Below are 14168 nucleotides of genomic sequence, written 5' to 3'. Positions count from 1 at the left end.
CGAACCTCGCTTACCGTCCTTGGCTCGCATCCACCCGCAGATAACGCTCCAGCAGTTTGAAGCCCTGCACCAGAACGAACGACATCACCAGATAGATCACGCCCGCAATGAAGAATGTCTGCTCTGGCATATATGTCCGTGCATTGATTGTGCGGGCCATCCCGGTAATGTCGAGTAAGGTCACCGTACTGGCGAGGGCGCTGGCTTTGAGCATCAGAATGACTTCGTTGCTGTAAGCGGGCAGGCCGATACGGGCTGCGCGAGGCAGGATGATATAGAGCAGGGCCTTGCCCTTGGACATGCCCAATGCACGAGCGGCCTCGATCTCGCCGGGCGGCACGGCCTGGATCGCGCCGCGCAGAATCTCGGCGATGTATGCAGTGGTGTGCAGTGTCATGGTCAGCGCTGCGCAGAAAAACGGTTCACGCAGATATGGCCAAAAAACGCTTTGCGTCACGGCTTCGAACTGGGCGAGGCCGTAATAGACGAGAAACAGTTGGACGAGTAGCGGAGTGCCGCGAAAGAAGAAGATGTAGGCGTAGGGCAGGGCGCGGACATACGCGTTTCGTGAGGCCCGAGCGATGCCCATTGGGATCGCCAGGATCAGCCCCGCCACAACGGCGATGGCGACCAATTCCAGTGTCAGCGTTGCCCCTTGCAGCAATTTGGGCAGCCACTTGAGGACGAACTCCCAACTCATGACGCGCTCCTCACAAAACCCACCGATGCCCGACGTTCCAGCCACGCAAGGCCGATCATCGACATCGCTGTCATGCCCAGGTACATAAACGCCGCGACCATATAGAAGGTGAACGGCTGTTTGGTAGTCGTGACGGCGATCTGCGCGTGTCGCATGACTTCTTCAAGCCCGATCACCGATACCAGCGCCGTATCCTTCATCAGGATCATGAACAGGTTGCCCAAGCCTGGCAGTGCGATGCGCCACATCTGCGGCATGACCAGTTTGATGAAGATGCGCGACCGGGACATGCCCAACGCCAGCCCTGCCTCGCGATGCCCTTTCGGGATCGACAGCATGGCGCCGCGAAACACCTCAGTCGCGTATGCGCCGAAGCACAGGCCCAGAGCGATGACGCCTGCCGCGAAGGCGCTGAGCGACAGGTTGGGGATGCCGAACGCATGCCCGACGGCGCGCATCGAACTCACGGTGCCGAAGTAGATCAGCAGCACCCACAGCAGTTCGGGAATGCCGCGCACTAGCGTCGAATACGTTCCGCCGATCCATTGCAGAATACGGTTGGGCGAGGTTTTGGCGAGGGCGCCGAGCAGTCCCAGGATGAGGCCCAGGCATAGGGCGGACAGCGCGAGTTGAATCGTCATCAGCATGCCAGCCGCCAGGGCCGGGCCGAATCCTTGGAGATCGAAGTTCATGGCTTTGCTTGGTTAACGGATCGGCACCGCCGCAGGGTGAGTGCGGCGATGCTGGTCAGGCGGGTCAGAGGATGCTGAACGGGAAATACTTGTCGTTGATCTTTTTGTAGGTGCCGTCTTCGATGATTTCTTTCAAGGCCGTGTTCAGCTTGTCGCGCAGCGGATCATCCTTGCGCACGGCAATACCGATCTTGTCTTCGCCAAACATCGGCTCGCCCTTGAATTCGAAGTTCTTGCCCGCGTCGCTCTTCAGCCACTCATAGCTGGCGTATTTGTCGCCCAGCAGGGCATCCACGCGACCGGAAGTGAGGTCGAGAAAGGCGTTTTCCTGCGAGTCGTAGAGCTTGACGGTCACGTCGTCGCCCCAGTTGTCTTCCAGCCAGGTGCCAGACAAGGTCGCGCGCTGAGCGCCGATGGTCTTGCCTTTCAGGGCTTCCTTGATCGCAGCCGTGTCGCCGGTCAGGTTGGTGGCTTTTGGCGCGATGAATTGCAGTTTGTTCGAGTAGTACGGGTTCGTGAAATCCACGGCCTGCCTGCGCTCTTCCGTGATCGACATCGACGAGATGATGAAATCGAATTTCTGAGCGTTCAGCGCCGGGATGATGCCATCCCAATCCGAGGTGACGACTTCGCAGGTGACTTTCATCTTGGCGCACAGGGCGTTGCCGATTTCGACGTCGAAGCCCACGACCTGGCCGCTTGCGTCCTTGTTGTTGAACGGGGGGTATGCGCCCTCGATGCCCATTTTCAGGGTGTCGGCAGCAACGGCACTGGAGGCGACGACCAGAAGAGCGGCCACCAGAATGTTTTTCAGGGTCTGCATCGATGTTGCTCCGTTAGCGATTGCTGGACATGAATTGTTTGCAGCGAGCCGACTGCGGGTCATCGAAGACCTGCTGCGGCGATCCTTGTTCTTCCACGCGCCCCTGGTGCAGGAAGACCACTTCACTGGACACCTGCCGGGCGAAATTCATTTCGTGAGTCACCATCAACATGGTCCGGCCTTCTTCGGCCAGGCCACGAATCACACTGAGCACTTCCTGCACCATCTCGGGGTCCAGCGCAGAGGTTGGCTCGTCGAACAGAATCACCTTGGGTTGCATGGCCAGCGTACGGGCGATGGCCGCTCTTTGCTGCTGGCCGCCCGACAGTTGTGCCGGGTACACACGACGTTTATCCGCGATGCCCACTTTGGCGAGCAACGCTTCTGCCACTTCGATCGCCTCGGCCTTCGTTTGCCCCAAAACCCGGCGCGGCGCCTCGATGATGTTATCGAGTACGGTCATGTGCGGCCACAGATTGAAGTTCTGAAATACGAAGCCAATCTCGCTGCGCAGGCGATTGATCTGACGAGTGTCGGCAGCGATCAGTTCACCCGTGCGCGAAGCTTTGAGTTTGAGGGCTTCGCCCGCGACGAGGATTTCACCTTTGTGCGGGTTTTCGAGCAGGTTGATGCAGCGCAGCAGCGTCGACTTGCCAGAACCGGACGAGCCCAGAATTGAAATCACGTCGCCGTCCCGTGCAGTCAGCGAGATGCCCTTGAGCACCTCAAGCTGATCGTAGCGTTTATGCAAATCGCGAACTTCCAAGGCGGGCGTTGCCTGGGCCATGTTGAAACCTCGTGTGTTCGGTACTGATGGCGCACGGCAAACGAGCTGGCCCTGCGCAAAAAGGGCGCGATGGTGCCAGCTTTAAACGCCGTGGGGAAGGGTATTTCGGCCAGATGGAGTGTCGGGAGCGGGTAGGCTTGCGCCAATTTGGTGCTTTATGTCGCCAAGTGTGTATTTTCGGTGCGACAAAACGTCTCTATCCTGTTGCGGTTGGTAACGTTTCCTACAGAAATGGCAAAACGCTATTCGTCTCAGGCACTTATCAAACGCCTCTGCAACGGGCATATCCGCGCACGACGTCGCTTTTGAAATATCTTGGCGTAATTCTTGCGTAAAAAATAAATAACAGTGCTGTTGTGATCTTTTTACGAAGGGTCGCAAATCGCTCTGATCCGTATAAAAATTCTTGAAGGTTGCTTACATGAGCAGTACCCCAAATTCTTCAAACCTCGATCAGGGGCTCAAACCGCGTCACATCACCATGCTTTCCATTGCAGGTGTGATCGGTGCGGGTCTCTTCGTCGGTTCTGGTCACGCCATTGCCGAAGCGGGTCCAGCGGTTCTGCTGGCCTACGCTGCAGCCGGTACGCTGGTGGTTCTCGTGATGCGCATGTTGGCCGAAATGGCAGTGGCTTCGCCGGACACCGGTTCGTTTTCGACCTACGCAGACCGTGCGATCGGTCACTGGGCAGGTTTCACCATCGGCTGGCTCTACTGGTGGTTCTGGGTGTTGGTGATTCCGTTGGAAGCCAACGCTGCGGCGACCATCCTTCACGCGTGGTTCCCGAACATCGCGATCTGGGCTTTCACCCTGGTCATCACGCTGGTGCTGACTGCGACCAACCTGTTCAGCGTCAAGAACTACGGTGAATTCGAGTTCTGGTTCGCGCTGATCAAGGTCTTGGCGATCATCGGCTTCGTGATTCTGGGCATTGCGGCCATGTTCGGTCTGCTGCCAAGCAGCCAGGTCAGCGGCGTCAGCCATCTGTGGGACACCAACGGTTTCCTGCCAAACGGCATGGGTGCCGTGTTGGCCGCCATGCTGACCACCATGTTCTCGTTCATGGGCACCGAAATCGTCACCATCGCGGCGGCGGAATCGAAGAATCCGGGCCAGCAAATCACCAAGGCCACCAACTCGGTGATCTGGCGGATTTGCCTGTTCTACCTCGTGTCGATCTTCCTGGTCGTCGCATTGGTGCCGTGGAATGACAGCCGTCTGGCTGAAGTCGGTTCCTACCAGACGGTGCTCGACCTGATGGGCATCCCGAACGCCAAGCTGATCGTAGACCTGGTCGTTCTGGTTGCTGTCACCAGCTGCCTCAACTCGGCGCTGTACACCGCTTCGCGCATGCTCTTCTCCTTGGGCAAGCGCGGCGACGCGCCAGCCGTTTCGCAACGCACCAGCAAAGCCGGCACCCCGTACTGGGCCGTGCTGCTGTCGACCGCCGCGGCTTTCGTTGCCGTGTTCGCCAACTACGTCGCACCGGCTGCCGTGTTCGACTTCCTGCTCGCCAGCTCCGGCGCCATCGCGCTGCTGGTGTACCTTGTGATCGCCGTCTCGCAACTGCGCATGCGCCGTAAGCGCGAAGCAGAAGGCCAGGCCATCGACTTCCGCATGTGGCTGTTCCCGGGTCTGACCTGGGCGGTCATCGTGTTCATCGTCGCAGTCCTGACCATCATGCTGTTCCAGGAAGGCCACCGCATGGAAATCATCGCCACCGGCTTGCTGAGCATTCTGGTCGTCGCAGCGGGTTTGATCGTGTCGAGCCGCCGCAAAGCCAGCAAGGCCGGGAAAGTTGTGCTGAATTGATGAGTGATTGAGCTGGCGTTGCCAGTGAGAAAAAGCGGCTGCTCTCAGGAGTGAGAGTGGCCGTTTTTTTAGGGGTTTTCTAAGGGGGCGGGAATGAATCCCTCTTCGCGAAGTGCTTTGATCACTCCCCGAATCAGGTAATTGTTCGAGAATCCGATGGTGTACTGGCGAGCTCCCTCATTGATGGGAAGGAGCATGCCTTGATCAACCAGCTTGCGTATCAGGTACGTACGTTGGGGGCTTTTAAGCCCTGGTAAAACGCTTGCGAGGTCTGCGGATTTCACCACTTTGGATTTGACGGCCAACGCAAGAACCGCCTCTTCAGTATTGGTGATCCACTGTCTTTGGCGGGCGAAAGCGATGGCCGGTGTCAAAATCGATTGGGTCAAGTATTCGTATCGAGTGAGCAAGTCCACTTTCTTGAGCTCATCCCGGACACCTTCCAAGACGTAAGTGCACCAAGCCTCAAGCCCTTGGCCGGTGCCTAAGTCTGCGGTAGTAAGCATTGCGTAATAGCGGTCGCGGTCATTGCAGAAAACGGCCGTAGGGTTGAGAACCCGTCCACCTGTGCTGACGTTGAAGCCGTACTTCATCATCAGAGCGTAGGTAATGAGGCGCACGACTCGCCCGTTGCCATTGCCAAAAGGGTGTATCCAGCCAAATCGGTGATGAGCCAGTGCCACTTTCATCAGGTCATATTTTGGAGAGTCTTCCCGATTCACGAAATCCACCAATTCCTGCATGTAGCCAGGGACTTGCATGGCATCGGGAGGTAGGTGTTCCGACTGGGAGATACGCACTTGGGTTTGTCGGTAGGCGCCAGGAGTCTTATCCCCTTCGCGATCGAGGTCATGGACAGTCATCGCATGAAGTTCGCGGATGAAGTGTTCGGTCAATGAGGTACCGGGCCTCATTCGCTCTTCAATGTAGTCCATGGCCTTTTCGATGTTGGCGACTTCACGAAGTTGATCGGTCTCCTCGGCTTTCCCATCCACTTTGCTGTCGATGTAGTCGGCCAGGGTGGTGTGGTTGCCTTCGATCCGTGCGGAGCCCAAGCTTTCCAATGTATGAAATATGGATTTGAGTTGGAAGAACACAGGGGCAGGGGTATCGCCTTCCAGTCTGAGCCTGCGCAGGTGCTCAAGCTCGCTCAGGACGTCTACCAACTCTGAGTCAAATGTGGGATTCAGCAAGTTGAGGTCGTAGTGAGAAAACGCTGGCATGCGAAAAATATCTCAAGGGTGGGATTTTAATATCTATAAAAAAGCTGGTGAAACTCCCTTCTTAAAGGGGCCCTGGTCAGGGCCTGAAAAAATTTATCTTAAATCAGGCAATGGGCTAAGTGTAATTTTGGGACAAATTATGTGGGATGGCTTCAACGCATCCTCCCCAACACCGATTTCCCCCGCACCTGATGCAGCACGACCGCCGTCAGATGCAACGCCACCAACCCCGCCAAAATCGCGCACAAGACGTGATGCAACTCGTGCAGTTCCAGCAACGCGATCTTTGAGTGAATCAGCTGTGGCAGCGTTACAACCGCCATGAGCGTGACCGGGTGGCTCATCATCAGCACGCCGGTGATCAGCACACCTGAAACCGCGGCGTAAATCGCCATGTGCGCCATCGAGGCGAAGCGTTCGTGCACTGAGGTGCGCGTGCAAGGGGGATCAGCCTTGATGGCTAGCCACAGACGCCAGGCGAAGAACGGGATGAACAGACTGGTGATCTGCGGATTGAACGATTCGACCCATTGGCGGAACGGATCATTCGTGTCCAGCAGCGCGACGCCGAAGCCACTGAATGTTGCCCAGAGGATAATGGCGGCGGACAGCCAGTGCAGGAAAATTCGGGGCTTGGTGTAAGCAGTCGCTTCTACCGCTGTAAGCACAGAAGAGGGGGAGTGAGGGTGTTTCAAAACCGCAGCCTTATTGAGAAGGAGTTGCATTCTCGTGAGGGCGCAACGCTACCGTCTTGATCGGTGTCATGCAAATTAAAGCGCGTGTGTCACCGGCGACCCGCGTCTCGCGAGTTCTTCATGGTCAGGATGTCCGACGCCTGATTGTAGGCATCCTGGAAGGTATCGCTGCCCAGCCACTCGACGGTCACGTCTTCCTCTTCGTCATGAAAGATGCCGCGATAGACGATCAGCAACGCCATGAGGAAGTCAGTGGCCGGGTCTTCCTCTTCCTCCGCAACCACCAATTCCAGCACCGGGTATTGCAGGAACACAACGCACATCGCCAGCAGGCTGATCGACTCGGCGGCTTTCATGGCCTGGAACAGGTCATCGTAGTCGGCAGGCTCGAAGCCGTTTTCCATGATGTCCTTGAAGTCGAACGTGCTCAGGTCAATCGTCACATCATCGAATGGCTCATTGACGATCGCGTGGTTCAGCACCGGATGCACCGGGCTCGGCTTACCTTTGCCCGAACGGTTCTGCTTGGCCTTGGCTTTGGCCCGTTGGGCGCGTTTTTGCTGTTTATCTGGAGAGGCCATGGAGGCGATTTCCTTTATGCGGTACAGCCATTTTCATGGCCCGGAATGAGCGGGCGCACATTGTATTCAGTCTTGAGCGGATTCGTCCTGTTTCCTGCCGCCTCTTGTGTATTGCTGAATGATCATTTCTCCCTCGATTTCGCTGTACGCGTCGCGTAAGGCCTCGCGGAAGTCGTCGCTGTCTATGCGGGTGCGAACGGTTGGCTCATCCAGACCATGCGCCCATCCAAGGTAGCTGCCGATGGTGTTCTGCAGGATGTCGCCGTAGTGGTTGAAATCTATGTTGTACAACGCATGTGCAGCGACAGGGCCTCGTGCGAACGTCAGCAGAAGGGCGTGGAGACCGTCTTCCTCGGCCAGCTTGAGCGCTGCAAAGTGGTCCAGACGTTGTTCTTCGGTGGGCTCGGGCGCTGGAGCCTCGAAAATATCCAGGAGCAGCAACTCGTCTTCGGTGATTGTCACTTCCGAGTCGTCTTTGAGTAGCGCGACCATGGCTTCTCGTTCTTCGTCGTCCATGGTCTCCAGGAGTTCAGGCTCAACGTAGGCCCTCAGGAGAAGATCATCGTCGATGTCTTTCTCGTCAAACTCCTCAGGGAGGAGGTCGGGCATGAAATAGTCCGGAACGATTGGATCAAGCGTCTGAGGACTCTGGCGTGCAACGCGAGCCTGTTTAGCTTTGTCCTTCGCACGCTTGGCGCGTTTCTGCTGCTTTTGAGCGGATGGCACGATGGTTCTCCTTCGCTTAGCGTCAGGGTTGCCATGTTAGTAAATCGCGCCCAATAAAAAACCCCTGAATCTTTCGATGCAGGGGTTTTTCGGTATTAGTGGTGCCCAGAGACGGAATCGAACCGCCGACACGGGGATTTTCAATCCCCTGCTCTACCGACTGAGCTATCTGGGCAACGGGGCGCATTAGACGTGTTTTTCAGGAGGTCGTCAAGCGTGTTGTTGAAAAAAATTTGAATTATTTCCTCCGCTTACGACGAACACCGTCTGCAAAGGGTTATTCGGACGGTGGAACGTAGCCTTCGGCCTTGGCGTACTCTTCGCCCGAGAGGTACTTGTCCATCTCGGTCTGGAGGAATTTGCGGTCTTCGGCGTTCATCATGTTCAAACGACGCTCGTTGATGAGCAGGGTCTGGTGTTTCTGCCAGTCGGCCCAGGCTTTCTGCGAGACGTTGTTGTAGATGTCCTCGCCTTTGGCGCCGGGGTACGGCGGGCGCTCAAGGCCTGGCAGTTCTTCTTTGTATTTGCGGCACATTACGGTGCGGGTCATGACGACTCTCCTGCATTCAAAACGTCGGCTGCATGCTTCAGCAGCTTTTTCACCGGGGCGGCGAGGCCCAGGCGCGGCGGGGTGGCGAGGTTATACCAGAGCCAGTCGTCCTCGGCCACGTGATGGGCGGACTCCTCGACCCGGACCAACCAGGGTTCGATGGTCAACTGAAAGTGACTGAAGGTGTGGACCAGCCCGGGAAGCGCCTGATGTTCACCCATCTCCAGCGAATGTTGATCGGCCAGATGCCGCATGTCATCGAAGGCGTCCAGCTCCGGCAGGCTCCACAGCCCACCCCACAATCCAGTCGAAGGGCGGCGGTAGAGCAGAATCTCGCCGTCGCGGTTGGCGAAGATGGGCATCAAGGTGCGTTTCTGCGGAACGGTCTTACGCGGTTTCGGGATCGGGTACCGCGTCTCCTGTCCGAGCATGTGCGCTTCGCACCCACGCTCCAGCGGACAGAGCAGGCAGCTGGGTTTGCTACGGGTGCAGAGGGTCGCGCCCAAGTCCATCATCGCTTGAGTGTAGTGGTTGACGCGGCTATGGGGCGTGAAGCGCTCTGCAGTCGTCCACATCTGTTTGGCGACCTTGGGTTCGCCCGGATAGCCTTCCTGCGCCGTAAAGCGCGCCAGAACGCGTTTGACGTTGCCATCGAGGATCGGCGCGCGCAGGCCCATGCTGATGCTGGCGATCGCGCCTGCGGTGGATAGACCGATGCCCGGCAGTTCGGTGAGCTGTTCAACGTCGCGGGGGAATTCGCCGCCATGCTGAGCGACGACGATTTTGGCGGCCTTTTGCAGATTGCGGGCCCGGGTGTAGTAACCGAGTCCGGTCCACAGGTGCAGCACTTCGTCTTCCGGCGCGTCGGCCAAGGCCTGAACGGTGGGCAGCGCTTCCATGAACCGGTCGAAATAGCCGAGCACGGTACTGACCTGCGTCTGTTGCAGCATGATTTCCGACACCCAGACGCGATAGGGGGTGATGTCGTGTTGCCAGGGAAGGTCGTGGCGGCCGTGACGGTCATACCAGTCGAGGACGGCGGAGGAGAACTGCTCGGGTTGCATCGTGGTTCCGGGGTTCGAAAAATATTAGGGTTGTGGGCCGCGAAATTGTAGGAGCCGGCTTGCTGGCGAATACGGTGTGCCTGTACCGAATCAGGTCGCTGACACACCGCTTTCGCCAGCAAGCCGGCTCCTACGGATTCTTGAAATGCCGCCCTTTGCGATCGGCGGCAAAACCCTCAGCGCTTGAACAATCCCTTGATGGCATCCTTGAGCTCGGGACTGACCTTGTCCCCCAGCTTTTCATCGATCTTGTCGCCGATCCGGTCGGTCGCCAGTTTGGCGGCGACCTTGCCCAAGCCATCGTTATCGAGGCGGCAGGCCTTGGCGCCCAGTTCCAGCGGGCCGCGGCAGAGAATTGGCCATTCGATGCCGACGAAGCGCGGGTTCACTTCGCAGGCCGGGTCCGGCATGTCGCTCTTGTCGCCTTCGATGATCACACCGACGCGGTAGTTCATGCCCAGCACGCGCAGGTCGATGTCGCCGTCGCCGTTGACCGTCAGGCCCGGCGTGCGGACTTTCAGGTCCGGGTTGCTGGCCACGCCGTTGCGGAACACCAGGTTGCCGTTGAGCTGCTGGAACGGGGTGTCCTTGCCGCGCGGATCGCCGCTCAGCGTTTTGCGGTTCAGCACCGAAATTCCGCGACACAGCTGTTGCTCAAGGTTGGCGTTGACCAGCACACCGTCGTTCAGTGCGAAATTGGCCGTGCCGTTAAGGCTTTCGACCAGCGCTTTCTGGCTATTGCCTTTGGCGGTGACGTCGCTGTTCAGCGTCAGCAAGCCACGCAGCGGCGGCGTGGTGCCTTGACTCTGGATGAAACGCTCGACCGGTACGCGGGCGATACGTGTCTGCACGCTGGCCAGCGGCACTTCCGGACGCACATCCAGATTGCCTTTGACCTCGAAATTGCCGTTGTAGAGATCGCCGCGCAGGCTGTCGAGCTTGACCACGCCGTCGAGTGCCGAGGTTTTCAACGCTGCATTTTGAATCGCCAGTTTTTCAACCGTCAGCTTGCCGAAGCTCAGGTCGGCATCGACGTCGAGCGTGCGCATGCGTTCAAGCGGCAGCAGTCGCGCATCGCTCCAGGCGCCTTGAGTTGGCTGGTTTGGCAGTGGCGACGTACCCGAAGCGATCATGGCGTCAGCTTCGCCACTCTGGACTTCGGACTTGCGCGCAGCGCCGGCAGCCTTGGCCTGATCGCTTTGCGGCGGACGATAGCGGTCGGCGTCGAAGGTGTCGGCCTTGAGTTGCAGGCGCAGGGCTTGTTTGGCGAAATCGTCTACCGCGACGTGGCCGGTGAAGGTGCTGTCGTCAACCTTCAAGGTCAGATCATCCAGCGAAACGCTGGTCTGCGTCGCGGCGATGCGGCTGACCATTTCCAGCCGCGTCAGGCTATTTTCACCCAGTGTGGGCGCGGTCTGGCCGACGCTGTCGAGGAATTCGCGCAGGTTGAATTGGGCGATGGAAATGCCGCCGCTCAGCTGGGGCGCCTTGTCCAGGTCGCGCACGTGCAGCTCGCCGAGCGCTCGCAGTTGGTTGGCCGACAGCTTGAGATTGGTCCATTCGGCAACGTTGGCCGACATGTCAGCCAGCAGTTGGCCTTGAGCGGAGAACGTCAGCGTCTTGCCCTGCAATGGATCGCCCGCCGCTTCGCCCGAGAAACGCATGTCGTCGAGCTGGTAGCGCTTGAGGGCGCGGTCGAAACGGACTTTGCCGGTCAATTCGGTCTTGGTGCGCAAGACGGGCTGATTGGTGCTCAGGAACGCGGTCAGCTTGACCGGAATGTCGGTCGCATTGTGAATCGGGCCAGTGCTCAGTTGGATGCTCTCGGCGGTGAATTGCCGGGCCTTCTGCATGTCATTGAAATCGATGCGGGCGTTGTTCACGGTCAGGCTGTCGATGTCCAGCTTGAGCGGTTGCCAGGTTTTTTCCGACTGTGCGGACGCCGGGGCGGGTTCGCTGGAAGGCTGGGTGGCCGCCGGGGGCTGAGCAGGATTCGCGGCCTTTGCAGGGGCCTTGCCAATGTCTTCCCAGTTTCCATGCCCGCTTTCGTCGCGGGTCAGCATCAGGTTCAGGCCTTCGACGCGCACGTCGCTCATCTGCACTTCCTTGCGCAGCAGCGGCAGCACGCGCACCGAAAGGCCGAGCATTTGCAGGTCGGCGAACGGTTTGGTCGGCTCGGTCAGCGTCGCGATGCTGGCGTCGTGCAGTTCAAGGCCAAGCCACGGGAAGAGGCTCCAGCCGATATCGCCATTGAGGGTCAGTTCGACATGGGCCCGGTCGCGAACCAGTTTACGAATCTCGTCTTTGTAATCGTTGGGATCAAACAGATGGGTCAAGGCAAAGCCGAGAGCCACGATGATCAGCAACAGCCCGAGAATGAAAAGTCCCAGGATTTTGCCGAACGCTTTCATGGGCGAGTCCTTGTAATCGAATCGTTCAAAATTTAGCCCGCGAGTATAGCGTTCTCACGCAGGTGCCGGGCTGCGATCGGCCTTGCACGCTACCCGGACAAATGTAAGCAGCACTGGGACAGCAAGAAGTCGTGCCCATTCGGGGACATTCTTCACAGTGTGCACGTCGCGTTCGTGCAGTGACAGACGGCATAAAAAAGGTAATAGCAGAATGCTTTATCTGATGCAGCAAATGTTAATCTCAGCGCGTTCGTGGCACATGCTGCGTCGAATTGCCACGTACTGAGACTTTCCACTTCTAAAACCCCCAATGCTTGCGTGCGTTAAGAGGGGTGGTGGAACGATGTCGCTGTTCTTGCGTGGCATAACTACAAAATAGGGGCAAAAAAATAATGACTACGAGTACTGCTCTGGGTGGCGTTGCCGCTCAGCCTGCGTTCTTGTCCAAAGAGCGCATTATCGCCAAGCGTGGCTTCAACCGTTGGCTGGTTCCGCCAGCTGCATTGGCCATTCACCTGTGTATCGGCATGGCATACGGGTTCTCCGTATTCTGGTTGCCGCTGTCCAAAGCCATCGGGATCAAGACCGCCGTGGCCTGCCCGGCAGACATGGGCTTCTTTCAGCAAATTTTCTCGTCCGCCTGTGACTGGCCGATCTCGATGCTCGGCTGGATCTACACCCTGTTCTTCATCTTCCTGGGCTGCTCGGCCGCCATCTGGGGTGGCTGGCTGGAGCACGCAGGTCCACGCAAGGCAGGTGTCGTTTCGGCCCTGTGCTGGTGTGGCGGTCTGTTGATCTCGGCGCTGGGTGTCTACACCCACCAGATCTGGCTGATGTGGATCGGTTCGGGCGTGATCGGCGGTATCGGTCTGGGCCTGGGCTACATTTCACCGGTTTCGACCCTGATCAAGTGGTTCCCGGACAAACGCGGCATGGCCACTGGCATGGCGATCATGGGCTTCGGCGGCGGTGCGATGGTGGGTGCTCCACTGGCGACCGCGCTGATGAGCCACTTCGCAACGCCTGACAGTGTCGGCGTATGGCAAAGCTTCGTGGCCATGGCGGTGATTTACTTCATCTTCATGATCGGCGGTGCACTGTCCTATCGCGTTCCGCCAACCGGCTGGAAACCTGAAGGCTGGACAGCGCCAGCGAAGAAAACCAACAGCGCGATGATCACCAACCGTCACGTGCACGTCAGCGTGGCGTGGAAAACCCCGCAATTCCGTCTGGTATGGCTGGTGCTGTGCCTGAACGTTTCGGCGGGCATCGGCATCCTCGGCATGGCCTCGCCACTGCTGCAGGAAGTGTTCGGCGGCAAGTTGCTGGGCACCGATCAAGGCTTCTCGCAACTGGACGCTTCGCAACTGGCGGCCATCGCGGCCATCGCAGCGGGCTTCACCGGTCTGCTGAGCCTGTTCAACATCGGCGGTCGCTTCTTCTGGGCCTCGTTCTCCGACTACATCGGCCGTAAAGCCACCTACTTTGTGTTCTTCGCACTGGGCTTCCTGCTTTACGCGTCGGTGCCGACCCTGGGTCACCTGGGCAGTGTTGCGCTGTTCGTGGCGGCATTCTGCGTCGTGCTGTCGATGTACGGCGGCGGCTTTGCGACCGTTCCGGCTTACCTGGCCGACCTGTTCGGCACGCAGATGGTAGGTGCGATCCATGGTCGTCTGCTGACCGCGTGGGCCGCCGCTGGTGTGTTGGGCCCGGTGCTTGTGAACTACTTGCGTGAGTATCAGCTGAGCCACGGTGTAGCCCGTGCCGACGCCTACGACATCACCCTGTACATCCTCGCAGGTCTGTTGGTGCTGGGTTTCATCTGCAACATGCTCGTGCGTCCGGTGGCCGACAAGTACTTCATGACTGAAGAAGAACTGAAGGCCGAGCAGGCGATTGGTCACGATGCAGGCGCCGACCACACCACTTCGCTGGAGTGGAAAGCGGACGCAGGCACCAAGCCTCTGGCGATTCTGGCCTGGCTGGCAGTCGGCATTCCGCTGGCGTGGGGCGTGTGGATCACCTTGCAGAAGACGGCGGTGTTGTTTCACTAAGCGGCTGTCGGGGTCAGCCTTGGGCCTCCCAGGCTGGCACCGAACCGGT

At 58.5% G+C, this 14168-nt stretch carries 13 protein-coding genes and 1 tRNA gene; 2 read left to right on the top strand and 12 right to left on the bottom strand.

Going from position 1 to position 14168, the window contains the following annotated elements:
• Positions 1 to 10: 10 nt before the first annotated feature.
• The 4 genes from AAEO81_RS29330 to AAEO81_RS29315 form a co-directional block, all read right to left on the bottom strand.
• Entirely contained in the window at positions 11 to 700 is a 690-nt protein-coding gene (locus AAEO81_RS29330; protein ID WP_341960644.1) for an ABC transporter permease, read from the bottom strand.
• Positions 697 to 1392: an ABC transporter permease gene (locus AAEO81_RS29325; protein ID WP_341960643.1), complete on the bottom strand. Its 696-nt coding sequence runs from the start codon at positions 1390 to 1392 to the stop codon at positions 697 to 699. The genes AAEO81_RS29330 and AAEO81_RS29325 overlap by 4 nt, the downstream gene beginning before the upstream one ends.
• A 64-nt stretch (positions 1393 to 1456) precedes the next feature.
• The gene (locus AAEO81_RS29320) at positions 1457 to 2215 is read right to left on the bottom strand and encodes an ABC transporter substrate-binding protein (RefSeq protein ID WP_341960642.1); all 759 of its coding nucleotides are present in this window, start codon (positions 2213 to 2215) and stop codon (positions 1457 to 1459) included.
• Positions 2216 to 2228: 13 nt separating this feature from the next.
• Complete coding sequence (locus tag AAEO81_RS29315) at positions 2229 to 3002, bottom strand: ABC transporter ATP-binding protein (protein WP_341960641.1); 774 nt, start codon at positions 3000 to 3002, stop codon at positions 2229 to 2231.
• A 421-nt stretch (positions 3003 to 3423) separates the two neighbouring features.
• Here AAEO81_RS29315 and gabP point away from each other — a divergent pair, with 421 nt between their 5' ends.
• On the top strand, positions 3424 to 4815 hold the full coding sequence (gabP, locus tag AAEO81_RS29310; RefSeq protein ID WP_341960640.1) for a GABA permease: 1392 nt from the start codon (positions 3424 to 3426) through the stop codon (positions 4813 to 4815).
• Between the two features lie 68 nt (positions 4816 to 4883).
• Here the strand turns inward: gabP and AAEO81_RS29305 are convergent, their stop codons facing one another.
• The 8 genes from AAEO81_RS29305 to AAEO81_RS29270 form a co-directional block, all read right to left on the bottom strand.
• Positions 4884 to 6038, bottom strand: coding sequence for a Fic family protein (locus AAEO81_RS29305; protein WP_341960639.1), 1155 nt, complete (start codon positions 6036 to 6038; stop codon positions 4884 to 4886).
• A gap of 152 nt (positions 6039 to 6190) precedes the next feature.
• Entirely contained in the window at positions 6191 to 6733 is a 543-nt protein-coding gene (locus tag AAEO81_RS29300) for a cytochrome b/b6 domain-containing protein (RefSeq protein WP_341960638.1), read from the bottom strand.
• A gap of 89 nt (positions 6734 to 6822) precedes the next feature.
• Complete coding sequence (locus tag AAEO81_RS29295; protein ID WP_341960637.1) at positions 6823 to 7314, bottom strand: hypothetical protein; 492 nt, start codon at positions 7312 to 7314, stop codon at positions 6823 to 6825.
• 66 nt (positions 7315 to 7380) lie between these two features.
• On the bottom strand, positions 7381 to 7923 hold the full coding sequence (locus tag AAEO81_RS29290) for a hypothetical protein (protein WP_341960636.1): 543 nt from the start codon (positions 7921 to 7923) through the stop codon (positions 7381 to 7383).
• A 216-nt stretch (positions 7924 to 8139) separates the two neighbouring features.
• Positions 8140 to 8215: transfer RNA gene (locus AAEO81_RS29285), tRNA-Phe, on the bottom strand.
• 102 nt (positions 8216 to 8317) lie between these two features.
• On the bottom strand, positions 8318 to 8590 hold the full coding sequence (locus tag AAEO81_RS29280) for an oxidative damage protection protein (protein WP_093465758.1): 273 nt from the start codon (positions 8588 to 8590) through the stop codon (positions 8318 to 8320).
• Positions 8587 to 9654, bottom strand: a complete 1068-nt coding sequence (gene mutY / locus AAEO81_RS29275; RefSeq protein ID WP_341960633.1) for an A/G-specific adenine glycosylase — start codon at positions 9652 to 9654, stop codon at positions 8587 to 8589. Before mutY ends, AAEO81_RS29280 begins: the two co-directional genes overlap by 4 nt.
• A 176-nt stretch (positions 9655 to 9830) precedes the next feature.
• Positions 9831 to 12065: an AsmA family protein gene (locus AAEO81_RS29270; RefSeq protein ID WP_341960631.1), complete on the bottom strand. Its 2235-nt coding sequence runs from the start codon at positions 12063 to 12065 to the stop codon at positions 9831 to 9833.
• Between the two features lie 392 nt (positions 12066 to 12457).
• Between AAEO81_RS29270 and AAEO81_RS29265 the strand changes: the two genes are divergently transcribed.
• Entirely contained in the window at positions 12458 to 14119 is a 1662-nt protein-coding gene (locus AAEO81_RS29265; protein ID WP_166594218.1) for an OFA family MFS transporter, read from the top strand.
• Positions 14120 to 14168 lie beyond the last annotated feature (49 nt).

This window comes from Pseudomonas sp. RC10, from assembly GCF_038397775.1.
GTDB classification, from domain to species: domain Bacteria; phylum Pseudomonadota; class Gammaproteobacteria; order Pseudomonadales; family Pseudomonadaceae; genus Aquipseudomonas; species Aquipseudomonas bambusae.
The sequence above is the reverse complement of the archived record's forward strand: the minus strand, read 5'-3'. Positions and strand labels throughout refer to the sequence as shown.